This window comes from Pseudomonas sp. GM49 (assembly GCF_000282355.1).
Classification (GTDB): Bacteria; Pseudomonadota; Gammaproteobacteria; order Pseudomonadales; family Pseudomonadaceae; genus Aquipseudomonas.
The window spans coordinates 1-22,924 of the sequence record NZ_AKJL01000018.1 but is presented as its reverse complement, the minus strand read 5'-3'; the positions used below and the strand labels follow the sequence as shown (position 1 = coordinate 22,924).

Annotated in this window: 23 protein-coding genes and 1 pseudogene; 12 read left to right on the top strand and 12 right to left on the bottom strand. The window is 60.6% G+C overall.

Annotation, left to right across the window (positions count from 1 at the left end):
• Window positions 1-117: 117 nt before the first annotated feature.
• The 3 genes from cysK to PMI29_RS30730 all read right to left on the bottom strand — a co-directional run bounded on the left by cysK (window position 118) and on the right by PMI29_RS30730 (window position 2,041).
• Window positions 118-1,092, bottom strand: a complete 975-nt coding sequence (cysK, locus tag PMI29_RS27315) for a cysteine synthase A (protein ID WP_007993812.1) — start codon at window positions 1,090-1,092, stop codon at window positions 118-120.
• A 224-nt stretch (window positions 1,093-1,316) separates the two neighbouring features.
• Window positions 1,317-1,823, bottom strand: coding sequence for a DUF2442 domain-containing protein (locus PMI29_RS27320; RefSeq protein ID WP_007993811.1), 507 nt, complete (start codon window positions 1,821-1,823; stop codon window positions 1,317-1,319).
• Complete coding sequence (locus PMI29_RS30730) at window positions 1,811-2,041, bottom strand: DUF4160 domain-containing protein (RefSeq protein WP_081501616.1); 231 nt, start codon at window positions 2,039-2,041, stop codon at window positions 1,811-1,813. The genes PMI29_RS27320 and PMI29_RS30730 overlap by 13 nt, the downstream gene beginning before the upstream one ends.
• Before the next feature lie 206 nt (window positions 2,042-2,247).
• On the opposite strand from PMI29_RS30730, the gene PMI29_RS27325 reads away from it, so the two are divergent.
• Together PMI29_RS27325 and PMI29_RS27330 are read left to right on the top strand one after the other, a co-directional pair.
• Window positions 2,248-3,093 (top strand): AAA family ATPase, encoded by an 846-nt coding sequence (locus PMI29_RS27325; RefSeq protein WP_007984829.1) that lies wholly within the window; start codon window positions 2,248-2,250, stop codon window positions 3,091-3,093.
• Window positions 3,094-3,104: 11 nt separating this feature from the next.
• A complete protein-coding gene (locus PMI29_RS27330; RefSeq protein ID WP_007984827.1) occupies window positions 3,105-4,283 on the top strand; it encodes a vWA domain-containing protein in 1,179 nt (392 codons plus the stop codon).
• 101 nt (window positions 4,284-4,384) lie between these two features.
• Here the strand turns inward: PMI29_RS27330 and PMI29_RS27335 are convergent, their stop codons facing one another.
• From PMI29_RS27335 to PMI29_RS27350, 4 genes are all read right to left on the bottom strand, one after another.
• Window positions 4,385-5,311 (bottom strand): biotin-dependent carboxyltransferase family protein, encoded by a 927-nt coding sequence (locus tag PMI29_RS27335; protein ID WP_007993809.1) that lies wholly within the window; start codon window positions 5,309-5,311, stop codon window positions 4,385-4,387.
• Window positions 5,308-6,012 carry a 5-oxoprolinase subunit PxpB gene (gene pxpB, locus PMI29_RS27340; protein WP_007993808.1) on the bottom strand — a complete coding sequence of 235 codons (705 nt, stop codon included), beginning with the start codon at window positions 6,010-6,012 and terminating at the stop codon, window positions 5,308-5,310. The genes PMI29_RS27335 and pxpB overlap by 4 nt, the downstream gene beginning before the upstream one ends.
• Window positions 6,009-6,761, bottom strand: coding sequence for a 5-oxoprolinase subunit PxpA (locus tag PMI29_RS27345; protein ID WP_007993807.1), 753 nt, complete (start codon window positions 6,759-6,761; stop codon window positions 6,009-6,011). The genes pxpB and PMI29_RS27345 overlap by 4 nt, the downstream gene beginning before the upstream one ends.
• Window positions 6,762-6,834: 73 nt before the next feature.
• Entirely contained in the window at window positions 6,835-8,121 is a 1,287-nt protein-coding gene (locus PMI29_RS27350; protein WP_007993806.1) for an MFS transporter, read from the bottom strand.
• Window positions 8,122-8,267: 146 nt separating this feature from the next.
• On the opposite strand from PMI29_RS27350, the gene PMI29_RS27355 reads away from it, so the two are divergent.
• The 4 genes from PMI29_RS27355 to PMI29_RS27370 all read left to right on the top strand — a co-directional run bounded on the left by PMI29_RS27355 (window position 8,268) and on the right by PMI29_RS27370 (window position 14,560).
• The gene (locus PMI29_RS27355) at window positions 8,268-9,197 is read left to right on the top strand and encodes a LysR family transcriptional regulator (RefSeq protein WP_007993803.1); all 930 of its coding nucleotides are present in this window, start codon (window positions 8,268-8,270) and stop codon (window positions 9,195-9,197) included.
• Window positions 9,198-9,309: 112 nt separating this feature from the next.
• Window positions 9,310-11,232, top strand: a complete 1,923-nt coding sequence (locus PMI29_RS27360) for an IucA/IucC family protein (protein WP_007993801.1) — start codon at window positions 9,310-9,312, stop codon at window positions 11,230-11,232.
• The gene (locus PMI29_RS27365) at window positions 11,222-12,433 is read left to right on the top strand and encodes an MFS transporter (RefSeq protein ID WP_007993799.1); all 1,212 of its coding nucleotides are present in this window, start codon (window positions 11,222-11,224) and stop codon (window positions 12,431-12,433) included. Before PMI29_RS27360 ends, PMI29_RS27365 begins: the two co-directional genes overlap by 11 nt.
• Before the next feature lie 15 nt (window positions 12,434-12,448).
• Window positions 12,449-14,560 carry a TonB-dependent receptor gene (locus tag PMI29_RS27370; protein WP_007993796.1) on the top strand — a complete coding sequence of 704 codons (2,112 nt, stop codon included), beginning with the start codon at window positions 12,449-12,451 and terminating at the stop codon, window positions 14,558-14,560.
• Window positions 14,561-14,604: 44 nt separating this feature from the next.
• On the opposite strand, the gene PMI29_RS27375 is transcribed toward PMI29_RS27370, so the two are convergent.
• Genes PMI29_RS27375 through PMI29_RS27385 form a run of 3 tightly spaced genes read right to left on the bottom strand, consistent with a single transcriptional unit; the run spans window position 14,605 to window position 16,467 of the window.
• Window positions 14,605-15,147, bottom strand: coding sequence for a DUF2937 family protein (locus PMI29_RS27375; RefSeq protein WP_007993795.1), 543 nt, complete (start codon window positions 15,145-15,147; stop codon window positions 14,605-14,607).
• Between the two features lie 13 nt (window positions 15,148-15,160).
• On the bottom strand, window positions 15,161-15,937 hold the full coding sequence (locus PMI29_RS27380; RefSeq protein WP_007993793.1) for a class II glutamine amidotransferase: 777 nt from the start codon (window positions 15,935-15,937) through the stop codon (window positions 15,161-15,163).
• Window positions 15,938-15,969: 32 nt separating this feature from the next.
• Window positions 15,970-16,467 carry a hypothetical protein gene (locus tag PMI29_RS27385; RefSeq protein WP_007993791.1) on the bottom strand — a complete coding sequence of 166 codons (498 nt, stop codon included), beginning with the start codon at window positions 16,465-16,467 and terminating at the stop codon, window positions 15,970-15,972.
• A gap of 215 nt (window positions 16,468-16,682) precedes the next feature.
• Between PMI29_RS27385 and PMI29_RS27390 the strand changes: the two genes are divergently transcribed.
• On the top strand, window positions 16,683-18,737 hold the full coding sequence (locus PMI29_RS27390) for a S9 family peptidase (protein WP_007993789.1): 2,055 nt from the start codon (window positions 16,683-16,685) through the stop codon (window positions 18,735-18,737).
• A 285-nt stretch (window positions 18,738-19,022) separates the two neighbouring features.
• A complete protein-coding gene (locus PMI29_RS27395) occupies window positions 19,023-19,496 on the top strand; it encodes a cyclic nucleotide-binding domain-containing protein (protein ID WP_007993787.1) in 474 nt (157 codons plus the stop codon).
• On the opposite strand, the gene PMI29_RS27400 is transcribed toward PMI29_RS27395, so the two are convergent.
• Window positions 19,493-19,783, bottom strand: coding sequence for a hypothetical protein (locus tag PMI29_RS27400; protein WP_007993786.1), 291 nt, complete (start codon window positions 19,781-19,783; stop codon window positions 19,493-19,495). The genes PMI29_RS27395 and PMI29_RS27400 overlap by 4 nt on opposite strands.
• Before the next feature lie 95 nt (window positions 19,784-19,878).
• On the opposite strand from PMI29_RS27400, the gene PMI29_RS27405 reads away from it, so the two are divergent.
• The 4 genes from PMI29_RS27405 to PMI29_RS27420 all read left to right on the top strand — a co-directional run bounded on the left by PMI29_RS27405 (window position 19,879) and on the right by PMI29_RS27420 (window position 22,113).
• Window positions 19,879-20,565: a spermidine synthase gene (locus tag PMI29_RS27405; protein WP_007993785.1), complete on the top strand. Its 687-nt coding sequence runs from the start codon at window positions 19,879-19,881 to the stop codon at window positions 20,563-20,565.
• Window positions 20,566-20,614: 49 nt separating this feature from the next.
• Window positions 20,615-20,986: a YajD family HNH nuclease gene (locus PMI29_RS27410; protein ID WP_007898702.1), complete on the top strand. Its 372-nt coding sequence runs from the start codon at window positions 20,615-20,617 to the stop codon at window positions 20,984-20,986.
• A gap of 198 nt (window positions 20,987-21,184) precedes the next feature.
• On the top strand, window positions 21,185-21,655 hold the full coding sequence (locus PMI29_RS27415) for an RNA methyltransferase (protein WP_007993783.1): 471 nt from the start codon (window positions 21,185-21,187) through the stop codon (window positions 21,653-21,655).
• An 80-nt stretch (window positions 21,656-21,735) separates the two neighbouring features.
• Window positions 21,736-22,113, top strand: coding sequence for a YgaP family membrane protein (locus tag PMI29_RS27420; protein ID WP_007993781.1), 378 nt, complete (start codon window positions 21,736-21,738; stop codon window positions 22,111-22,113).
• 127 nt (window positions 22,114-22,240) lie between these two features.
• Here the strand turns inward: PMI29_RS27420 and PMI29_RS27425 are convergent.
• Window positions 22,241-22,924: pseudogene (locus PMI29_RS27425) on the bottom strand (hypothetical protein); the annotation flags it as partial.

The following is a 22,924-nucleotide window of genomic DNA, read 5'->3' as shown; positions in this document are numbered from 1 at the left end:
GGGCGCCTGAACGCTGGCTGATGAAAATCCATCATCAACCGGACCAGATCAATAGATCGCAACCAGCGATAACGCCTCAGCCATCACCGCCAGCCAGGATCCGCCAATGTTTAGCGTTTACTGCTGATTATCCTGTTCGGTAAACAGATCACTGAACAGCATGCTCGACAGGTAACGCTCACCGGAATCCGGCAGGATCACGACGATGGTCTTGCCCTGCATTTCCGGGGTCTCCGCCAGCCGAACGGCCACTGCCATGGCGGCGCCGCAGGAAATCCCGCATAAAATCCCTTCTTCCTGCATCAAGCGCAAGGCCATGGTCTTGGACTCTTCGTCACTGACCAGTTCCACCCGATCGACGATCGACAAATCGAGGTTCTTCGGGACAAAACCGGCACCGATGCCCTGGATCTTGTGCGGGCTCGGCTTGATTTCTTCACCGGCCAGGGCCTGGGTGATCACCGGCGACACCGCCGGTTCCACCGCCACCGAGAGTATCGGCTTGCCCTGGGTATTCTTGATATACCGTGAAACTCCGGTGATGGTTCCACCGGTTCCGACGCCTGCCACCAGCACGTCGACCGCGCCGTCGGTATCGTTCCAGATTTCCGGGCCGGTGGTTTTTTCGTGGATGGCCGGGTTGGCCGGATTGTCGAATTGCGCCGGCATGAAGTACTTCGACGGGTCGCCGGCAACAATTTCACCGGCTTTCTCGATGGCGCCCTTCATGCCTTTGGCCGGCTCGGTCAACACCAGTTCGGCACCCAGTGCCTTGAGCACCTTGCGGCGTTCGATACTCATGGACGCCGGCATGGTCAGCATCAGCTTGTAGCCACGGGCGGCGGCCACGAAGGCCAGGCCGATGCCGGTATTGCCGGAGGTGGGTTCGACGATGGTCATGCCCGGCTTGAGTTTGCCGCTGCTCTCGGCATCCCAGATCATGTTCGCGCCGATCCGGCACTTGACCGAGTAACCGGGGTTGCGCCCCTCGATCTTGGCCAGAATGGTCACACCACGCGGCGCAATGCGATTGATCTGCACCAGCGGCGTGTTGCCGATGGAGTGGGCGTTGTCAATGAAAATGCGGCTCATGGCTGGGTCCTTAACGACAGCATGGAAATAGGGCATCAAGGTAAGCCTCTTGCCCGCAGGCGTCCAGTCGGGTCGAACGTCCGCTTATCAGTGCAGTCAATGGCTTTGGATCGCCAGAGACTTGCCACCATGAAACGTCGATACAACTGGCCTCTGCGGCCCCTCATCGGCCTGGTTGTGCTGCTGATATCGCTACACATCGCCTTGCCCAATCTGGTGCGCAACTACCTCAATTTTTTGCGCGTGACGATGTACCGGCCAGTGTCTTCTGCCGCACGGGGCGAATTCGATTGCTGTTGCAGGAAATCCCAACCCAGGCAGGCCAAGGCCAACGATCGCGGCACCGCTTCGCGACCACTGCTGTATCGGGTGATGCTGCGGGTACTGACCCCCAGCGCTTCAGCCGCCTGATTAAGCGGTAACCCGGTGCGAGCACGCCAGTCGATAAAGATTCGGGTGTTCTCGTCGGCGGCATTTTGCGCCAAGGCATCCAGGTAGAGAGTGTCTGCACCAATCTGGATATCCAGTTCAGGCCATTCGACACTCCAGCCATCGTCACCCAACGCAGCATGAGCAAAAGCGTCTCCCTGCAAAGGTTGCAGGCCTGGATAGGCCAGCAGGTCGCGGCTCAAATCGAGCAGCAGTTGCTGGCCATCGATAAACGTCAGCGCCAATCGGTAATCCGGCAATGCTTGCACTGCCGATAGCCGCGGGCGTTTCATGGGTAGCATCGTTTCCACTCCTCCAGTAATTGAGTCTGGTGGGCTCTGACCCACTCCAGAGCTTCCTTGACGATCAGCGGCGGCGCCTTGCCCACCATCACTTCGACAGTTTCCAGGCTCAACATGACGTCCAGCCCGCCACCCGTCAGATGAACATGGGGTGGTGGATGATCCTTTTCGCGCAACTGAATGCGATACGTATCGCGAAAGCGGTATTTAGTAGACATGCCCGGCAAGCTATCGCCAAAATGGCGATAGCTCAATACTGGCCAGCAGCCGAGACTGAGTCAAGATGTGACGCCCCATTCAGAGACTGAATAAGCCGTCTGCGTTCACAGTCGACCGGGCACCGCGTTATAGTCGGGGCTGACCATTTTATTGCGCCCCCCGCCCTGACTCGTACAGGTCGGCGTCACCGTTCGAGGATTAGCAGATGAAGTTCGAAGGCACCCAGGCCTACGTCGCCACCGATGACCTGAAGCTGGCGGTCAACGCCGCCATCACCCTGGAACGGCCGTTGCTGGTCAAGGGCGAACCGGGCACCGGCAAGACCATGCTCGCCGAGCAACTGGCCGAATCCTTTGGCGCCAAGCTGATCACCTGGCACATCAAATCCACCACCAAGGCTCACCAGGGCCTCTATGAGTACGACGCGGTCAGCCGCCTGCGCGATTCGCAGCTCGGCACGGAAAAGGTCCACGACGTTCGCAACTACCTGAAAAAGGGCAAGCTCTGGGAAGCCTTCGAATCCGAAGAACGGGTCATCCTGCTGATCGACGAAATCGACAAGGCCGACATCGAATTCCCCAACGACCTGCTGCAAGAACTCGACAAGATGGAGTTCTACGTTTACGAGATCGACGAGACCATCAAGGCGAAAAAGCGCCCGATCATCATCATTACCTCCAACAACGAGAAAGAGCTGCCGGACGCGTTCCTGCGCCGCTGCTTCTTCCACTACATCGCCTTCCCGGATCGCGTGACGATGCAGCGGATCGTCGACGTGCACTACCCGGACATCAAGAAAGACCTGGTCAGCGAAGCGCTGGACGTGTTCTTCGACGTGCGCAAGGTGCCGGGCCTGAAGAAGAAGCCTTCGACCTCCGAACTGGTGGACTGGCTGAAGCTGCTGATGGCCGACAACATCGGCGAAGCGGTGCTGCGCGAGCGCGATCCGACCAAGGCCATCCCGCCGCTGGCCGGCGCTTTGGTGAAAAACGAACAGGACGTGCAATTGCTTGAGCGTCTGGCGTTCATGAGTCGTCGCGGCACTCGATAAGGGTCAACGCCATGTTGCTCAACCTGTTCAATGAAATGCGCGCAGCCAAGGTGCCGGTCTCGGTGCGTGAGCTGCTGGACCTGATCAACGCGCTCAAACAGCGCGTGACCTTCGCCGACATGGACGAGTTCTATTACCTGTCCCGGGCGATCCTGGTGAAGGACGAACGGCATTTCGACAAGTTCGACCGCGCGTTCGGTGCCTACTTCAATGGCCTGGAAAAACTCGACGATCACCTGCAGGCGCTGATTCCGGAAGACTGGTTGCGCAAGGAGTTCGAACGCTCGCTGACCGATGAAGAGCGGGCAGCGATCCAGTCCCTCGGCGGCCTGGACAAGCTGATCGAAGAGTTCAAGAAACGCCTCGAGGAACAGAAGGAACGCCACGCCGGTGGCAACAAGTGGATCGGCACCGGTGGCACCAGCCCGTTCGGCTCCGGCGGCTTCAACCCGGAAGGCATTCGGGTCGGCGACGCCGGCAAGCGCCAGGGCAAGGCGGCCAAGGTCTGGGACCAGCGCGAATACAAGAACCTCGACGACTCGGTCGAGCTGGGCACCCGCAACATCAAGGTCGCCCTGCGCCGCCTGCGCAAGTTCGCCCGTCAGGGTGCGGCGGAAGAGCTGGACATCGATGGCACCATCGATCACACCGCCAAGGATGCCGGCTTGCTGAACATCCAGATGCGGCCGGAGCGGCGCAACACCGTCAAGCTGTTGCTGCTGTTCGACATCGGCGGCTCGATGGACGCTCACGTGAAGATTTGCGAGGAGCTGTTCTCGGCCTGCAAGACCGAGTTCAAGCATTTGGAGTACTTCTACTTCCACAACTTCATTTATGAATCGGTGTGGAAGAACAACATGCGCCGCACCTCCGAGCGCACCTCGACCATGGACCTGCTGCACAAGTACGGCGCCGACTACAAGGTGATCTTCATCGGCGACGCCGCCATGGCGCCCTACGAAATCACTCAGCCGGGCGGCAGCGTCGAGCACTGGAACGAAGAAGCCGGCTACGTGTGGATGCAGCGGTTCAAGGAAAAGTACAAGAAACTCATCTGGATCAATCCGTATCCGAAAGATACCTGGGGCTATACCTCATCGACCAATATCGTGCGGGATTTGATTGAGGACCAGATGTATCCGTTGACACTTCGCGGATTGGAAGAAGGGATGCGGTTTCTTTCCAAGTAGTCTTTGTTGTCTGGTCTGACGCCATCGCGAGCAAGCTCGCTCCCACAGGGTCTTATGTACGGCAAAGATCCAATGTGGGAGCGAGCTTGCTCGCGAAGCTTTTAGCGGTTTATGAAGCGCTGTAAATACTCGACTTGCTCGCGATGAGCGACATCCTGCACCACCGGCCGCAATCTCACCGATGCACCCGGCAAACACTGCGCCAACCGCGCCAGCGCCAACGGCGTCAACGCCCCCAGACGCGGATACCCACCAATGGTCTGCCGATCATTGAGCAACACAATCGGCTGCCCGTCAGGCGGCACCTGGACAGCCCCCAACGGAATGCCTTCGGAAATCATCGGTTTGCCCTGGTACTGCAACGCCGTGCCCAACAGACGAATCCCCATCCGGTCGGCACGGCTGTCGAGGTTCCACACGCTATTGAACGCGTCGAACAGGCTTTGCCCGCTGAACTCGCCAATCTGCGCACCAAGCACCAGATCCAGCACCGGGTCACCGGTAAAATCCGGCACCGATTCGCTCGGCAACTCCCGCAGCATTACCAGCGAGTTCCCCGAGTAGCTCAATGAGGCGCCCTTACCCAGCGCATGGCCCATTCCGTCCAGGCCGCCGAGTTCCTCACGGACCACCGTCGCGCTACTGCCCAGCACTTTCGGTGCATCAAACCCACCCGGCGCCGCCAGATAGGCCCGGGCGCCGAGCAACGGCCGGGTGAATTGCAAACGCTGACCTTTGTGCAGCCTGAAACTGCGCCACGGCGCCAGCGCCTCACCGTCCACCTGCGCACCAAGATCCGCTCCGGCCAAGGCCAGCACGCATTCTTCCTCGGCAACGACGGTGAACCCGCCGAGAGTGATTTCGATAACCGGCTTATCCAGTCCGTTGCCCAACAGCCAGTTGGCCCAGGACATCGAACGCCAATCGGCCGCTCCGCCTTGGGTCACGCCCAGATGGCGCACGCCGAATCGACCGGCATCCTGCAACAGGCACAGAGCCGTACTCGCTTCAATCGTCAGACGGCTCATGCCTGGACCTCCAGTGGCGTATCGTCACCGCCCAGGTTAATGAACTCGGCATGACCGATCGCTTCGAACCGTACGGTGTCCCCTGGCTGCATCAGGCTGTAACCGTCACGGTTGCGATCGAACAATTTGGCCGGCGTACGGCCGATCAAATTCCAGCCCCCCGGCGACACCACCGGATAAGCCGCTGTCTGCCGTTCGGCGATGCCGACACTGCCGGCGGCGACTTTCTTGCGTGGCGTGCTCAGACGCGGTGCGGCAAGCACCTCGTCCACCAGCCCCATGAAGGCGAAGCCCGGCGCAAAGCCCAGGGCGAACACCTGATATTCACGCTCGCTGTGACGACGGATCACCTCCTCGACTGCCAATCCGCTGCGCTGCGACAACAGGCTCAGCTCTGGACCGACACTCAAGTCGTACCACACCGGCAGCACATGACAGGTGCCGCGAGTACGCGCATTGGGCGACAGATCGATCAGCGCCTGGGCAATCAATTCCCGAGACTGGGCGGGACTCAGTGCAGTCAAATCGTAATGCACCATCAATGTGGTGTAGGACGGCACCAGATCGATCAAATGCTCAGCGAACGCCGTGCGCAGACTCTCACTGGCCGCCAGCATCCACGGCATGTTGGTTTCGGCAATTTCATCGAACAGGCGCACCATCAGGCAATCGAGCGCCACCACTTCCACCCGCAGCTTCATGACGCACTCTGCCGGTTCAAGGCTTCACGGATGCGTTGCACGGCAGCGACCGAACTGGCGTTGTCGCCGTGCACGCAGAGGGTGTTGGCCTGCAAATGCAGTGCGCTACCGTCGCTGGCGGTGAGCTGATCGCCACGGGCAATGGTCAGTGCCTGCTCGATGATTTTTTCCGGGTCGTGATGCACCGCTCCCGGCAATTGTCGCGATACCAGCCTGCCGGCGCTGTCGTAAGCACGATCGGCAAAGGCCTCGAACCATAGCGTCACCCCGTACTCATCGCCCATTTGTTGGGCAGCGCTGTTGTCGCGGGTTGCCATCAACATCAACGGCAGGCTGCAGTCATAGGACGCCACCGCTTGCAAAACGGCGCGCAACTGCGCCGGGTTGGCCATCATGTCGTTGTACATCGCGCCATGGGGTTTGACGTAGCTGACCCGGCCGCCCTGGGCCCGGCAGATGCCGTCGAGGGCGCCGATCTGGTAATGCAGAATGTCTTGAAGTTCCTGGGTAGCATACGCCATGGAACGGCGGCCGAAGCCCACCAGATCCTGATAGGCCGGATGCGCGCCAACTTGCACACCGTGGCTGAGGGCCAGGCTGACGGTCTTGCGCATGATGCTCGGGTCGCCGGCGTGAAAACCGCAGGCGATGTTGGCGCAATCGATGAAGGGCATGATTTCTGCGTCCAGACCCATGGTCCAGCTGCCGAAACTCTCGCCGATGTCGCAGTTCAATAGCAGGCGGCTCACGCTGAACACTCCTGTAGGCTTTGTTCTTTTTAGCTGCGGGACATATCTGTAAGACATGCCCGCAGGTTATCAGTTACTGGGCGTCGAGTTGCTTGCCACGGGTTTCCGGCAAACTCAGGGCCGCGAGTATCACCACACCGTAGGAAACCGCTGCAAAGGCACCAATGCCCACACTCAGCGGTACTGTCTGGCTGAGCAGACCGATCAGCAGCGGGAACAACGCCGCCAGCGCCCGGCCGATGTTGTAGCAAAAACCCTGGCCCGAACCGCGAATGCGCGTGGGGAACAACTCGGTCAGAAACGCGCCCATGCCACTGAAAATCCCCGAGGCGAAGAAGCCCAACGGAAAGCCCAGCCACAGCATCACGCCGTTGCTGACCGGCATTTGCGTGTACAGCAACACAATGGTGAACGAGCCGACGGCGAACAGGATGAAGTTCTTTTTACGTCCGAGGATGTCAGTCAAATAGGCACTGATGACGTAACCGACGTAGGAACCGATGATCACCATTGCCAGATAACCGCCAGTGCCGAGTACGCTCAAACCGCGCTCGTTTTTCAGGAACGTCGGCAGCCAGGACGTGATCGCGTAGTAGCCGCCCAGCGCACCGGTGGTCAGCAACGAAGCGCGAATTGTGGTGAAGAGCATGCCGGGGGCGAAGATCTCGTAGAACTTCGAAGGATTGCTCGGCGCCTCCTTGGCTTTTGCTTCACGATAGATTTCCGGGTCCTTGACCAGGCGGCGGACAAAAATCACGAAAATTGCCGGCACGATGCCGAGGATGAACAACGCACGCCAGGCGTCTTCCGGTGGCATGACCGAGAACAGCAGCGCGTACAGAATTGCGGTCAGCCCCCAACCCAACGCCCAACCGGATTGCACCATGCCTACGGCCTTGCCACGGTCCTGGGCACGAATGACTTCACCGATCAGCACGGCGCCGGCCGTCCACTCGCCGCCAAAACCGAAGCCCATCAGGGTCCGCGCAATCAGCAGTTGCTCGTAGCTCTGGGCAAAGCCGCAGAGGAAGGTGAAGAAGGCAAACCACAGCACGGTCAGTTGCAAGGTGCGCACACGGCCGATGCGATCGGAAAGAATTCCCGCCACCCAGCCACCGATGGCCGAAGCGATCAACGTGCTGGTATGAATCAGCCCGGCCTGGCCGGTGGTGATGCCCCACATGGCAATCAGGGTCGGCACCACGAAGCTGAGCATCTGGGTGTCCATGCCATCCAGGCCATAGCCGATCTTGCAGCTCCAGAAGGTGCGGCGCTCCTGCTGATTGATGTTGCGATACCAGTCGAAAGGTCCCGGGCGAGCCGTGGCTTTCGCAATGACGGGGGTGTCGGGCGCACTCATGGCAATTCTCCGCGCTGATTTTATTGGTATTGTTCTGAGCCCCGACGACGCCTATCGTGGGAACCGGATGCGTCGATTCTTGGACCCGCACCCCTGCTGAGTCCAACTAATAAAACCCCGCCTTAGGCATAAGAAATCTTTATCCCATGAACCTGAAGTTTCTCGAGACCTTTGTCTGGGTCGCCCGACTCAAGAGTTTCCGCCTGACCGCCGACAAGCTCTTCACCACCCAGGCCTCGATTTCCAGCCGTATTGCAGTGCTTGAAGGCGAGCTCGGAGTGAAGCTGTTCCTGCGTGATTCACGCGGTGTGAGCCTGACGCCCGAAGGCTTGAAAGTGCTCGATTACGCCGAGCAGATGATGGACACCATGCAGGCGCTCAAGCAGTCGATCGAGACCCGTTCGAGCAAGGCCGGACGGGTGCGCATCGGTGTGATGGACACGGTGATCCATACCTGGCTCAGCCCGTTGGTGGCGCAGATGACCGATCACTACCCGCTGGTGGAAATCGAGCTGGTGGCCGATACCTCGCTCAACCTCTGCGATCAGCTGCAAAAAGGCTTTCTCGATGTGATCCTGCAAACCGACCTGCTGCGGCAGGAAAGCGTGCGCAGCCTGGAACTGGCCAGCCACCCGATTGGCTGGATCGTCGCCAGCAACTCGATCTACAACCGCAATTACACGAACGTCGCCGAACTGGCGCGTGAGCGAATCATTACCTACTCGAAAAACTCCCATCCTCATCAGGACGTGCTCAGCCTGATGCAGGCCAATGGCGTGCTCGCGCCACGGCTCAACTGCGTGAACTCGGTGTCGGCGATTACCCGATTGCTGCGTGATGGCTTCGGTATTGGTGCGTTACCGCCGGTGCTGGTCAGCGAAGAATTGGCCCGCGGCGAATTGACCTTGCTGGCAATCGACCAACGCCCGCCCAACCTGCAAGTAGTGGTGTCATGGCGGGTCGGCGCAGAGTGGGTCGAAGAGATCGTGACGTTGTGTCAGAACGTGGTGGAGCACTATGCGCAGAAGGTGGGCGAGCACTACATGGTCTTGAGCAAACCCCAGGCCAGACTCTGAAAAAGGGCCTTCTAAATCACAAGTAGCAATCACTATCATTTGCATTATTGTTTTGAAAATGTATTCTCTGCGCGCATTCAGCTAAACCATTGTCCAGAAGGAGTCGGACTTGATGCGCGCTTACACGCAAAAACAGCAGCAATTGCTCTCGCACTGGAGCGAAGCCCTCGGCACTCAGGCCTTCCAGTCCCACCGCATCACCCTCGACCATTTGAGCAATGCCCTGGAGCCCGCCGCCCAGCGCTGCTTCCAACGCCTGATCCAGGCGCTGTTTCGCGAAGGTCTGATCAACCCCGACGCCTGCGAATACGACGACAACAGCCGTTGCTGGCTGCCGCTTGGCGACGGTGCGCACCTTTGCTTCGATCACCTGTCGGGCGGAAGAATGAACAGCTGGGACGTTCGCGGCAGCATCGTCCTGCACACCCCCGACAGCCTGCCCCACAAAATCCAGTTGCCCAGCGAACTGCTCGCTCACCTCGGCACTCAGCTCAACCCGCCCGCCTCCCCGCAAGTACTGGAACGTCTGGCCTGCGAGCTGGACGATAGCTACAGCAACGACACCCTGTGCCTGGCGTTCCACCATGGATGGACCGAGCGCCTGAGAGAGCAGATCGACACCAGGCACGACAACAATCTGCTCGCCTGGCTCAAAGCCAGCCCCGACCACCAGAACCCGACGTCACTGCTCGAACAGTGGGGCACGCTCGGCCATCCCTGGCATCCGAACTACAAGACCAAACTGGGCTTGAGCGCCGCGCAGGTCATCGCTTTCTCGCCGGAATTCGAAGCGAGTTTTCCGATTGTGCTGTGCGCCCTGCACCGTCAGTACACATACGTCGAGTCACTGGCCGGCACCGCCGATTACTGGGACTGGTGGCAGGGCCACTTCCCGCAGGCCGCCGAACAATTGCAGCGCCATTTGCAGCAACGGGGCCTGGAGGCAGCGGACTACCTCCCGCTGCCGTCGCACCCATGGCAAGCCAATGAAGAACTGCCCAATTTGTTCGCCGGCGAGATCGCCGACAACCTGCTGATCATCACCGACATCGTTGCCTTCACTGGCCACCCGACCATGTCCTTCCGCACGGTCGTACCCGAGGCCAGCCGCGTTGCGCCGATGGTCAAACTGCCGGTGGCCCTGCGACTGACCAGTGTGCAGCGCACCGTGTCGCCGCGCTCGGCCCGGATGGGACCGCGCATCAGCCAACTGATACTGCAGATTCTCGATCATGAACCGCAGATTCAGCGCCTGCTGAACATCGTGCCGGAGCGCATCGGCGTGCACTACGCACCACAACCGGCCAATGACGAACGGTCCCGGCATGCCGCTGTGCTGTACCGCGACAACCCGCTGACCCTGCTGCAGGAAGGCGAACTGGCCGTGCCGGTCGGCAGCCTGTTCGCCGTCAACGAATTCGAACAACCGTTGCTGCGTGACTGGGTGCAACTGGCTCAGGGCCGTGACGACAGCGAGGCCATGCTGGCGTTCTTCGATGATTACCTGTCGATTGCCGTCCCGAGCCTGCTGGGCATCTACCTGATGTATGGCGTGGCGTTCGAAGCGCACCAGCAAAACAGCTTCATGGTGATGGGCGCTGACGGGCAGTTGAATCGGCTGTTGCTGCGTGACTTCGGCGACATTCGCATTGATCGCAAAACCCTGCACGCCAAGGGTCTGGATATCCAGCTGCATGACCCGAAAATGACCCTGTACGACGACGCCGGATTTGTCCGCGACAAGCTCCTGCACACCACGTTCATGTGCCACCTCGGTGAGTTGACGTTGCTCTGCGCCCGCCACTGGAATGTGCCGGAAAATATCCTTTGGGAGCGTCTGGCTACGCACGTTGAACAGTGCTTCGAAAGCGTGCGCGAGCACGTCGAACCGGCACGCTGGGAAAGCGAGCGTCAGGCGCTGCTGGAACAGGATTGGCCGGCCAAATCGTTCATGCGCATGCGCTTGCACGACAGCCACGCCGACATCGTCGGACGCTTGAGCAATCCGCTGCGAACCAACGCCGATGCTAGCTGATGGTCGTGCGTTGCGACTGCTGATCGTCATCCAGTTTGTCTCCATGGGTGCCATGGAAATGAGCGGTCCGTTCTGGCCCTTGCAGATCCAGCATCTGCTTGGGCCAGAAGGCGCCGGCTACACCGCGCTGTTGTCGGCGCTGGTCTATGCCGGCCCGATGCTGGCGGCCATGCTACTGACGCCCGCATGGGGACGGTTGGGTGATCGCACCGGGCACAAGCCGATGATCGTTCGGGCGTTGCTGGCACTTGCGCTGTGCCAAGGGCTGGCGGCCATTACCCTCGACCCGTGGCTGCTGGTGGGCATTCGCGTGATGCAAGGCGCATTGGCCGGGTTTCTCGCCGCCGCGCAAGCCTATGCCCTGGCCTGCTGCGACAGCTCCCGGCGCGGTCACACCCTGGCCCGTCTGCAATCGGCGACCGCCGTCGGCTCGTTGATCGGCCCGGTACTGGGCGGCTGGCTGATGGACATCTCGGGGTTTGCCCTGCTCTGTTATGGCGCGACGGCGATTTGCCTGCTGTGCGCACTGGGGAGCTTTTTCCTGCCGGCCGACAAGGCGCGAGCCTCGACGAAAAAACCGGTTGCGCCGGTGGCCCTGCCTAAAGGCTGGCTCGGTGGAATCCTGTTGGTGATCGTGTTGATTCAAGCCGCGAAGATGATGCCGCAACCCTTCTACGCGCTGTACGTCGCCGACATTCTGCACGCGCCGGGCTGGCTGATCGGTGCTACTTACGCGGCGAGCGCCGCGACCCTGGCCATTTGCGCGCCGCTGTGGGGGCGTCTGTTCGACCGCTGGCAGCCGGCTTACACCTTGCGCGTCATCGAAGGCGTTGCCTGGCTCTGCGCCCTGACGCTAGCGGCCACGGCACTGGCTAACGAATGGCTGGGTTTTCTCGTCAGCCGGTTGGTCTGGGGCATCTGGCAAGGCGCGTTGCTCCCCGTCGCCTATGCACTGATCGCCAACACCGTGTCTTCAAGCCAGCAGGGTTTTGCCCTCGGCCTGGGCAACAGCGCGGCCAAGGCTGGCGCCCTGCTCGGTGCCGTCCTCGGCGGGATCGGCATGGGGCTGGTCGGGCTGGCCCACAGTTTCTGGCTGGTGGCGTTGACCTACGCACTGGCCGCCATCGGGATCCGCTGGGTGCGCTCATTCACCTCCACACCTGCCCCCGCAGTTTTATCTACCCACACTTATCACGACTAAAAAAAAGACCCTCTCATGACCCGAACCAAACTTTCTTTGCTGATTCCGCTGCTCGGCTCCGTCAGCGCCCAGACCTGGGCCGAGGACACCGAACAGCAACCCGGCACGTTGACCATGCAAGCCACCGTCGTTTCCGCGACTCGCAGCGAAGCGACCATTGCCTCGATTCCAGGCTCGGTCCAGGTGATCGACGAACAACAGATCCGCCAACAGACTGGCGCCGGGCGTCGGGTCTCCGACATTCTGGGGCAACTGGTTCCCGGCCTGGCGCCGTCCAGCGGCGGGATGAGCAACTTCGGCCAGACCCTGCGCGGGCGCAACATGCTGGTGTTGATCGACGGCGTGTCGCAGAACGCCACCCGTGACAACTTCCGCCAGCTCAACAGCATCGCACCGGCCAGTATCGAACGCATCGAGGTGGTTTCCGGTGCCAGCAGCATTTATGGTGCCGGTGCTTCGGGCGGCATCATCAACATCATCACCAAGCGCAACCAGGGGCAGGACCTTGCCTACAGCAGCAAACTGGGCCTGACCAGCGGCAACAACCTCAACAGCAAAGGTTTCGCCTACGAGGCCTTTCAGAGTGCGACCGGGCGCAAGGATGCCCTGGACTGGTACGTGTCCGCCGACCTGACCCAGCGCAACGATCAGTACGACGGCAACGGCAATCGCATCCCTCAGGACACATCCCAGGGCAGCAACATGGACACCGAAACCTATGACCTGCAAGGTCGTTTCGGTTACGAACTGGATGCCGATAAGAAACTCAGCCTGTCGTTGCAGGACTACAAGGACCAGCAGGACACTGGCTACACAAAAGACCCGAAAAACCTGCAAGAGGCCGTGGCGGTCAAAGGACTGAAACTCGACGACCAGCCCTACACGCATAACCAGGCAGCCAACCTCAACTACACCGACAACGACTTCTACGGCCAGGGCCTGCAACTGGAAAGCTACTGGCGCCGGGCCGACGCGCTGTTCTTCCCGGACCTGTCGCGGGGCAAGGCCGGGATCGCCGACAACAACAGCGTGCAGGATGTTTACGGCCTGCGTGCAGCCATCGACACGCCGTTGCCGGCCATCGGCAGCGCCACAGGCAACCTGGTCTGGGGCGCCGACTATGATCACGAACGCTCCCGCCAGCGCGGAGACCAATACACCCTCAAAGGGCTGACCTACACCAAAACTGGCACCACTTACGAGATGGGCCCGGATATCGAAACCACCACCAAGGCGCTGTTCGGGCAGATGTCCTGGGACATCGGAGACTGGACCTTGCGTGGCGGTGTGCGCCGTGAATGGATCGAAAGCGAGGTCTCCGACAGCATCGCTTACGGTCAGATCGTCCAGACCGGCGTACGCGCCATCCTGCCCGGTGACACCCTCAAATACGACGCCACGCTCTATAACCTGGGCGCGGTCTATCACCTGAGTGAAAACCAGGACGTCTTCGCCAATTACAGCCAGGGGTTTTCGCTGCCGGACATCCAGCGCTTCCTGCGTGACGTGAACAGCACCTTCGACATCCAGAGTCTCAACGCCCAGGCCATCAAGGTCGACAGCTACGAGATGGGCTGGCGCGGTAACTGGGACCAGTGGCAGGCCGACGTCACCGTCTATGAAAACACCTCGGACGTGACCCAGTTCTACGATGCCAATGACCGTGTCTTGCGTCTGATCAACCAGAAGGAACGGGTTCGCGGCATCGAAAACAGCCTGACCTACCTCGCGACCGATCACTGGTCGGTGGGTGGCACCTATGCCTGGGCCAAAGGCGAGACCCGGCAGAACGGCAAATGGATCGATCTGCCGGCGACACGTATTTCACCGGCCAAAACCACGCTGTTCGTCGGCTACACCGAAGACGACTACAACTTGCGCCTGCAAGGCATGCACCTGTCCAGCTACGACGCTGCCGCCAAGGACAACAACGGACGCGACATCGAAGGCTATACGCTGGTGGACCTGCTCGGCTCCGTGTACCTGCCGGTCGGTCGCCTGGAAGGCGGGGTGTACAACCTGACCAACCGCACGTACGTCAACCTGTTCGCCCAGGCCAACGCCAGAGCGCCATTCCCCAATGCCGAAGGCCGTACCTTGAGCATGACCTATTCGATTGATTGGTAACCAGGCAAGGAGCCGGCTTGCCGGCTCCTTGACGTTCGCCGGTGTTACAAGCCGCGTAAATCCCGCTCTTCAATCGGCCGGCTCTGGCGCAGACGCTTGCCACCCAGCACCACCCAGTCGATCAGTCGGAACAGGCACTCGATCCCGAACGACAGCAGCAACGCGCCACTCATGCCCCAGACCATCGCTTCGGGCGTCAACAGGATCTGGTAGCTGTAGCCATTCCAGGTTTCCTTGCGGATGTCCGGATCGGCAGCCAGCACCACTTGCAGGAAGCGGATGTACCACGGCCCCTGCATCGCCTGGAACTGCTTGTCCAGCGCCAGTTGACGGGTCAGCAGGTTGCTCAGGCTGTCGGCGTCGCTGCGGAAGATCGGGTCCTCGCTGGCGCGGTAATGGGCCACCAGGGCCTGCATGTCACCCTTGAAGAACTGATTGGCGGTGTTCTGAAAGCCGCTCAACCCGGCTTGTGCCTCGATCAGATGGGCTTCCACCCGCTTGGCGTAATCGTTGATGAAGCCCGGCACCTGGACACCGATCAACAGGCCCGCCGCAAACAACACCAGCCGTAGATAACTGAGCAACATGGAAAGCGGATCCTTATTCGGTCTTGCCCTGACTGACGCATTCGCCGCGTCGCCACAGGCTCCATTGACCCGGTTCGTAGCGGGTCCAGGTTTCGTTTTCGGTCAGGGGTTCGGTGGCGATGACGGTGACCACATCGTTGGGTGTGGTTTCGGCCTGAAAGTCGACGATCACGTCGACATCTTTCAAGCGCGCCGGGCCAAATGGTGCGCGACGAGTGATTTGCGCCAGTTTGGTCGAGCAATAGCAGAACAGCCAGTCGCCATCGCTGAGCAGGCAGTTGAATACACCTTTGCTGCGGTACTCGGCACAAGCGGCCACCAGATCCGGCAGCAACGCTTCGATCTCGACCGGCTCGGGGAACGCCGAACGCACACGGTTGAGCAAATCGCAGAACGCCGCTTCGCTGTCGGTATCACCCACAGGGCGATAGAAACTGGCCGCTGGCTGAAAATCCGCCAACTGGCCGTTGTGGGCGAAACACCAGTTGCGTCCCCACAGTTCACGGACGAACGGATGCGTGTTGGACAGGCAGACCTTGCCAACATTGGCCTGGCGGATGTGCCCGATCACCACTTCGCTCTTGATCGGATAGCGCTGCACCAGGTTCGCGACTTCCGACTCGCAGCTGGCCGCCGGATCCTGGAACAGCCGCAATCCACGGCCTTCGTAGAAGGCAATTCCCCAGCCATCGCGGTGTGGGCCGGTGCGTCCGCCGCGCTGCATCAGCCCGGTGAAGCTGAACACGATATCGGTCGGGACATTGGCGCTCATGCCCAATAACTCACACATGCTCGGACTCTCGCTCAATCGCAGGGGCAAGGTTACAGACGGGGTTCGACTCGCATCCGCTGAGGATTGCTCGGCACGGGGGGACGGCCATAACGATCATCGCCGGCACCGCCGAACGGTTGATCATCCTCAGGCTCGTCGGCACGGACGGCGGCTTTGGTGGCAGCTTCACGCTCCTTGCGGGCGTTGGAGGCGCGCTCGATGGGGAAGCGGATCGCCACCAGCACCAGATAGAGGCCGAATGCGATCATGCCGTACATGAACAGATCGGAAATCGCCCGCCAGGCGTTGTTGCCAACCTTGAACAGCAGGTCGAGCGCGGTAATGGCGACGGCCGGTGCGACTTTATCCTTGACCGGGTCGATGATGGTCGGGCTGAACAGCAGCACGGCCATCGCCAGCCGCAGTGGCTCACGTAGCCAACGCCACATCCAGCGGGTCAAGCGCATCCACACCAACAGGCAGCCCAAAGCGGCGAAGGCGTAGAGGCCCCAAGCGATCAGATAGTCGTTCTCGGTCATGGTGTCCATGGCAAGGCAGGCAAAGAGGCGCTTATGATAACGGCTTTTCGCCCATCAGGCTGCATCAATGCCTGACTGTTGAGCGCTATCCATGTGGGAGCGGGCTTGCTCGCGAATGCGGCTTATCATTCAACAATGATATTGACTGGCCCAACGCCTTCGCGAGCAAGCCCGCTCCCACAGGTTGCCAGGCTCCTATTCCGTACACTGTTCGAGACCCCTTCATGCCCCTATCCGCCAACACTTGCGACGCTCCGATTGCCCACAAGGCTGAAGGTTCCGACCCGTATGCCTGGCTGCAAGAGCGCGACACCGATGCAGTGCTCGACTACCTGAAAGCCGAAAACAACTATCAGCAAGCGCAAACAGCCGACCAGGCCGGATTGCGCGAAACCCTGTTCGAAGAGATCAAGGGGCGGATTCTCGAGACCGATTTGTCCCTGCCCTCGCCGTGGGGACCGTATCTGTACTACACCCGCACCATGGCGGGCGATGAGTACGCCCGGCACTACCGCTGCCCGCGTCCGGCCGATGACAGCCTGACCCTCGACGAAAGCCGCGAACAACTGCTGCTGGACCCCAACGAGTTGGCCAATGGCGGTTTCTTTTCCCTGGGAGCGTTCAGCATCAGCCCGGACCATCAGCGCCTGGCCTACAGCATCGACTCCAGCGGCGACGAGATTTATACGCTGTTCGTGAAGGAGTTGTCCGACGGCCGCATCAGCGAGCTGGAATTCCAGGACTGTGACGGCAGCATGACCTGGGCCAACGACAGCCTGACGCTGTTCTTTGGCGAACTGGATGACACCCATCGTCCGCACAAGCTGTACCGCTATCGCCTGGACGGCACGGCAGCCGAAAAAGTGTTCCATGAGCCGGACGGTCGCTTCTTCATGCATTGCTACCGTTCAAGTTCCGAACAGCAACTGCTGCTGTCCGTGGGCAGCAAGACCACCAGCGAAGTCTGGGTCCTAGATGCTTCCCAGCCCCAGCAGGCGTTCACCTGCCTGGCGCCACGGGCTGAGGATCATGAGTACGACGTCGACCACGGCGTACTCGACGGCCAACGGACCTGGTTCATTCGCAGCAACCGTGACGGCATCAATTTCGCCTTGTACACAGCCGTCGATACCGGCGCCGTGCCGACCGAAGCCGACTGGCAGAACCTGATCCCCCACAGCGACACGGTGATGATCGACGGCATCAGCCTGAACACCGGGGCCATGACCCTCAGCCTGCGGGTCGGCGGCTTGCCGGTCATTGAAGTTCACCCGCAAGGCCTGGCGCCCTATCGTGTACAACTGCCGGATGCAGCCTACAGCCTGCACGTGCAAAACAGCCTGGAATTCGAAAGCGACCGGATTCGCCTGCGCTACGAAGCGTTGAACCGTCCTGCGCAAATCCGTCAGCTTGAACTGGCGACCGGCGAGCAGAAAGTGCTCAAGCAAACCCCGGTGCTCGGTCCGTTCGACGCTGACGCCTACGTCAGCCAGCGCCTGTGGGCCACTGCGCCGGACGGCACGCAAGTCCCCATCAGCCTGGTGATCAACCGCGCAGACCTGGGCAAGCCCGTGCCGCTGTACCTCTACGGCTATGGCGCCTATGGCGAAAGCCTCGACCCGTGGTTTTCCCATGCGCGCCTGAGCCTGCTGGATCGCGGCATGGCGTTTGCCATTGCCCACGTGCGCGGCGGCGGCGAACTGGGGGAAGCCTGGTATCGCGCCGGCAAGCAGGAGCACAAGCACAACACCTTCAGTGACTTCATCGCCTGTGCCGAACACCTGATTGCCCAAGGCTTTACCACTGCACCGCAACTGGCGATCAGCGGCGGCAGCGCTGGTGGTTTGCTGATCGGCGCGGTGCTCAATCAACGACCGGAACTGTTTGGCGCCGCCATCGCCGAAGTGCCATTCGTCGACGTACTCAACACCATGCTCGACCCTGACCTGCCATTGACCGTGACGGAATACGACGAGTGGGGCAACCCGCAAGAGCCGGACGTCTATGAACGGATCAAGGCCTACGCCCCCTACGAAAACGTCACCGCGCAAGCTTATCCGGCGACCCTGGTGATCGCCGGTTACAACGACAGCCGTGTGCAGTATTGGGAAGCAGCCAAGTGGGTGGCGAAATTGCGCGCGACCAAGACCGACAGCAATCCCCTGCTACTCAAGACTGAACTGGGAGCCGGGCATGGCGGGATGAGCGGTCGATATCAGGGATTGCGTGACGTAGCTCTCGAATATGCATTTTTGTTCAAGGTTTTGGGTATTGCCTGAGGAACCTGGCGCGGTGTGCCGGTCTTAATTGCGCACACCGACAGGCGATACAACCCGTACCCCTTGTGGGAGCGAGCTTTTGTGGCGAGGGGGCTTGCCCCCGTTCGATTGCGCAGCAATCGCAAACCTGTCACTGCGATCGAGATCAGGATTGCGGCAAATGGTTTCAGGGGCGCTTCGCACCCCAACGGGGGCAAGCCCCCTCGCCACAGGCCCGCTCCCACAGGGGATTTGCGGTGAATTCAAATTCGAGTCAGCAACATTCACAAAAAAGACCGTGACGACATGTCTGAATCAACCTTTCTGAACAACGAAATTCGCGACTGGCTGATGGATTGCGGCCTGTTCAATCAACTGCTGCCGGCAGACTTCGCCGCGGCTTCGGGCTACTTCAGTATCAGCACCATTGCCCAGGGCGAGGAGATCTTCCAGGAGGGCGATGCTGGCAGTTTCATGTGCATCATCCATACCGGTCAGGTGGCCGTGCAGAAAACCACCGCTGACGGACAACGAATCACCATCGCCACCTTGCGCAGCGGCCGGTCGTTCGGCGAAATGGCCGTGCTCGACGGCGAACGGCGCTCGGCCAGTTGCGTGGCCGCAAGCAACTGCCAGTTGCTCAACCTGGGCAAGGACTCGCTGGAAAAGATGCTCAACGATGCACCGAAAATCGCCGCCAAGATCATCCGCGCCCTCGCCGTTTCCCTCTCAAAACGCCTGCGGATGGCCGACGGCCAACTGCTTTCGCAGCAGGTCTAGCCGCCCGGCGACTTGGGTTTCGGCGGATTGAACTCCAGCCCCGGCACGGGCTGGTCCTTGGTCGGCGGGCTCGGCATTTCAATCGGCACCAACGGCGGACCGCTACTGCCGGGGCCGACTTTAGGCAAAGGCGCCGGGCTGATTTGCGGGTACGGCGTGGGCGTCGCGGTGCCGGGCGAACCGGGCATTGGCGCGGGGCTGACAGGAATCGATTGCAACTGTTGGCCCTGCACTGCAGTTATCGAGAGCGCGGCCAGGGCAATGACCGTTAGAATGATGCGCTTCATCAATGGCTCCGTTGGCCTTGTCGTCATAAACAGGCTACTCCCAACTGCGTCTGTTTGCCCTCCCGTGTTCTGCCAATTTTCCTCAAGTGAGCCCCATGAAACGTTTCGTTCTGCTGGACACCACCCCCATTCCTGAAAACGGCGGTGCCCTGTGCCTGTTCGAATACGGCGAGGATTTCGTCATCAAGATCCAGGGTGGCGATGGCGGACAATTGATGAACACGCGCATGCACGGCTCCGAAGATGCCCTGGCCGAAATTCCGTGTCGCAAAGTCGCCGGTCGGCCGAATTCGCGGGTACTCATCGGCGGCCTGGGCATGGGGTTCACCCTCGCTTCGGCGCTCAAGCACCTGGGCAAGACCGCCGAAGTGGTGGTCGCCGAACTGGTCCCCGGTGTCGTTGAGTGGAACCGTGGACCGCTGGGCGAGAAGGCTGGCAATCCGCTGCTCGACCCGCGGACCGTGATTCGCATGGAAGACGTGGCCAAAGTCCTGCAGGCCGAACCCCAGGGCTTCGATGCCATCATGCTCGACGTCGACAACGGTCCCGAAGGCCTGACCCAGAAAGCCAACAGCTGGCTGTACTCCGCCGCCGGACTGAACGCCTGCGCCAGGGCCATGCGCCCCAAAGGTATACTGGCCGTCTGGTCGGCCAGCGCTGACCGGCAATTTTCCGACAAACTGAAGAAAGCCGGCTTCAAGGCCGAGGAAGTGCAGGTCTTCGCCCACGGCAACAAGGGCACCCGCCACACCATCTGGATTGCCGAGAAGCTCAAGGGCTGAGCTAAACTTTGCTTGATACCGTCATTAGTCATTCTACAAAGGTGAACCCATGAGTTCGTCCACCCCGACCAACACTTCGAAGCTGGATCGTATCCTCGCCGACAACCAGCGCGACAAGGAAATGGGCTACCGCGACAAGGCCCTGAAGATGTATCCGCACGTCTGTGGCCGCTGCGCCCGTGAATTCTCCGGCAAACGCCTGAGCGAACTGACCGTGCACCACCGCGACCACAACCACGACAACAACCCGCAGGACGGCTCGAACTGGGAGCTGTTGTGTCTGTACTGCCACGATAACGAACACTCGCGTTATACCGACCAGCAGTATTTCGACGAAGGCTCGCTGAGCACGCCGAAAATCGCCAAGGCCACGCACAACCCGTTTGCGGCGTTGGCGGGGTTGATGAAGAAAGAAGACTGATATCTTCAGCGCCTGAACTGGCCCCTTCGCGAGCAAGCCCGCTCCCACATGGTTCTGCGTCCGTCAGGACACCTCGGTCAACTGTGGGAGCGAGCTTGCTCGCGATAGCAATAGTCCTGCCACCACCAATCTCCAAACTGACCACTGCCGCCCAATCCCCGTATAATCGCGCTTTTTTTCCCGAAAGGCACCCCGCTCGTGGCAGACAAACGGTACAGCTGCATTGGTTTGTATAACCCCAAATCACCGGAGAACGTCGGTTCGGTGATGCGCGCCGCTGGCTGTTATGGCGTGGCGTCGGTGTTCTACACCGGTAAGCGCTATGAGCGCGCCGCCGATTTCGTCACCGATACCAAGCGCGTGCACTACGACATCCCGCTGATCGGCATCGACGACCTGAAGAAAATCCTGCCGCTCAATTGTGTGCCCGTCGCCGTGGAACTGGTTGAAGGTGCCCGACCGCTGCCGGAATACACCCACCCGGATCGCGCGCTCTACATCTTCGGCCCGGAAGACGGATCCCTGGATAAGGAGATTCGCGACTGGTGCGAAGACGTGGTCTACATTCCGACCACCGGTTGCATGAATCTGGCCGCCACGGTCAACGTCGTGCTCTACGACCGCATGTCCAAGGGGCTCAATACCCGCTCCGGGCCAAAATTTCGCTGAATCGCCGCACATCCGATTGAACGAGCTGCCCGCCCAGGCAGTCAGCTTTTCTATCGATCACTGAAGCCAGGAGACAGACCATGAGCGAACTCAAACGCGTCGAGCGTATCGAACCCACCCCGTTCCAGAGCCCTTCCGAGCAGAACGTGCAGGGCTGGGAACGCATCGGCTCCCTGGCCGGCGGCGTGGTGATGGTGGGCAAGGGCCTGCGTCGGGGCGGGATCTTTGGCCTGATCCAGGTGGCCATCGGTGGCGTGGCCCTGGCGCGCGGTATTACCGGCCACAGCTCGGCGAAAAGCCTGCTGGAGAAAAGCCGTCAGGATATGGACAACGTGCGGGCGAAAATCCAGCGGGCGGGGGAAGAACTGAAAACGCTGAAGGCCAATGCCGAGGCGGCGACCAAAACCGCCACCGTTACCGGCAATGATTCGTTGAAGTCGCCGAAGACTGGGGTTTGATCTTGCTTTTCCGGCGGGGCTGATGACCCTATCGTCGGAACGCCGCCCGGAGCAAGCTCGCTCCCACAGGGGATTTGTGTACGGCACAGATCAAATGTGGGAGCGGGCTTGCTCGCGAATGACGGTGTTACTGAATCAACTCGGTACTGAGCACTTTTGAAGAACCACCGATCACGCTTTCACTGAGCTGAACAAACGCCTGGGTATCGATTTCCCCCAGCCGCATCGCCCCGCGCAACACATCGTCCAGCGAACGCTTGTTATGGGTTTTCAGGCGAATCTCGCGGTCCAGCTCCTGCAGCAACACCACCGCCCTGGCCACCTGCGCCGGGCTGATCTGCTCACCGCGCAGCGTGGTGACTTTCTGGCTGTTCCTGACCAGTTTGCCGTGCAGGTTCTCGTAGCGTTCATCGCTCATGCCGCCGGCCCGGCGCACCAGTTCGATGGCGTAATACTCAGCAAAGCCTTCGCCGATCCAGTCACTGCGCTGCGTACCGTTGATCCGCCCGAACACCTGGGCCAACTCACGGACCAGGACACTGGAGCCGCTTTCGCTGACCAACGGCAGGTGACTGTTGAGGTAGATCGACTCGTGCGCCGACCGACTGCCGCGCCACATTGGATCATTGGCCCCGACGATCAGCAGTTTGCCAGGGTGTCGCGGATACAGCGCCTGCACTTGCGGCCAGACGAAGGTCAGCAGCGTCAGCACATCCATCCGGCGCATACCCTGCCCTAGTGGCGAGGCGACGGTGACTTCGGTCTCGCCCAGACGAGTGCGGCGGCTGCCGAGCTGGCCGGCGAGCATCCA

Bases quoted from the DNA above. Each gene is read 5' to 3' on its own strand.
- cysK (WP_007993812.1), bottom strand. From the start codon at position 1,092: ATGAGCCGCATTTTCATTGACAACGCCCACTCCATCGGCAACACGCCG.
- PMI29_RS27320 (WP_007993811.1), bottom strand. From the start codon at position 1,823: ATGCTACCCATGAAACGCCCGCGGCTATCGGCAGTGCAAGCATTGCCG.
- PMI29_RS30730 (WP_081501616.1), bottom strand. From the start codon at position 2,041: ATGTCTACTAAATACCGCTTTCGCGATACGTATCGCATTCAGTTGCGC.
- PMI29_RS27325 (WP_007984829.1), top strand. From the start codon at position 2,248: ATGAAGTTCGAAGGCACCCAGGCCTACGTCGCCACCGATGACCTGAAG.
- PMI29_RS27330 (WP_007984827.1), top strand. From the start codon at position 3,105: ATGTTGCTCAACCTGTTCAATGAAATGCGCGCAGCCAAGGTGCCGGTC.
- PMI29_RS27335 (WP_007993809.1), bottom strand. From the start codon at position 5,311: ATGAGCCGTCTGACGATTGAAGCGAGTACGGCTCTGTGCCTGTTGCAG.
- pxpB (WP_007993808.1), bottom strand. From the start codon at position 6,012: ATGAAGCTGCGGGTGGAAGTGGTGGCGCTCGATTGCCTGATGGTGCGC.
- PMI29_RS27350 (WP_007993806.1), bottom strand. From the start codon at position 8,121: ATGAGTGCGCCCGACACCCCCGTCATTGCGAAAGCCACGGCTCGCCCG.
- PMI29_RS27355 (WP_007993803.1), top strand. From the start codon at position 8,268: ATGAACCTGAAGTTTCTCGAGACCTTTGTCTGGGTCGCCCGACTCAAG.
- PMI29_RS27360 (WP_007993801.1), top strand. From the start codon at position 9,310: ATGCGCGCTTACACGCAAAAACAGCAGCAATTGCTCTCGCACTGGAGC.
- PMI29_RS27365 (WP_007993799.1), top strand. From the start codon at position 11,222: ATGCTAGCTGATGGTCGTGCGTTGCGACTGCTGATCGTCATCCAGTTT.
- PMI29_RS27370 (WP_007993796.1), top strand. From the start codon at position 12,449: ATGACCCGAACCAAACTTTCTTTGCTGATTCCGCTGCTCGGCTCCGTC.
- PMI29_RS27375 (WP_007993795.1), bottom strand. From the start codon at position 15,147: ATGTTGCTCAGTTATCTACGGCTGGTGTTGTTTGCGGCGGGCCTGTTG.
- PMI29_RS27380 (WP_007993793.1), bottom strand. From the start codon at position 15,937: ATGTGTGAGTTATTGGGCATGAGCGCCAATGTCCCGACCGATATCGTG.
- PMI29_RS27385 (WP_007993791.1), bottom strand. From the start codon at position 16,467: ATGGACACCATGACCGAGAACGACTATCTGATCGCTTGGGGCCTCTAC.
- PMI29_RS27390 (WP_007993789.1), top strand. From the start codon at position 16,683: ATGCCCCTATCCGCCAACACTTGCGACGCTCCGATTGCCCACAAGGCT.
- PMI29_RS27395 (WP_007993787.1), top strand. From the start codon at position 19,023: ATGTCTGAATCAACCTTTCTGAACAACGAAATTCGCGACTGGCTGATG.
- PMI29_RS27400 (WP_007993786.1), bottom strand. From the start codon at position 19,783: ATGAAGCGCATCATTCTAACGGTCATTGCCCTGGCCGCGCTCTCGATA.
- PMI29_RS27405 (WP_007993785.1), top strand. From the start codon at position 19,879: ATGAAACGTTTCGTTCTGCTGGACACCACCCCCATTCCTGAAAACGGC.
- PMI29_RS27410 (WP_007898702.1), top strand. From the start codon at position 20,615: ATGAGTTCGTCCACCCCGACCAACACTTCGAAGCTGGATCGTATCCTC.
- PMI29_RS27420 (WP_007993781.1), top strand. From the start codon at position 21,736: ATGAGCGAACTCAAACGCGTCGAGCGTATCGAACCCACCCCGTTCCAG.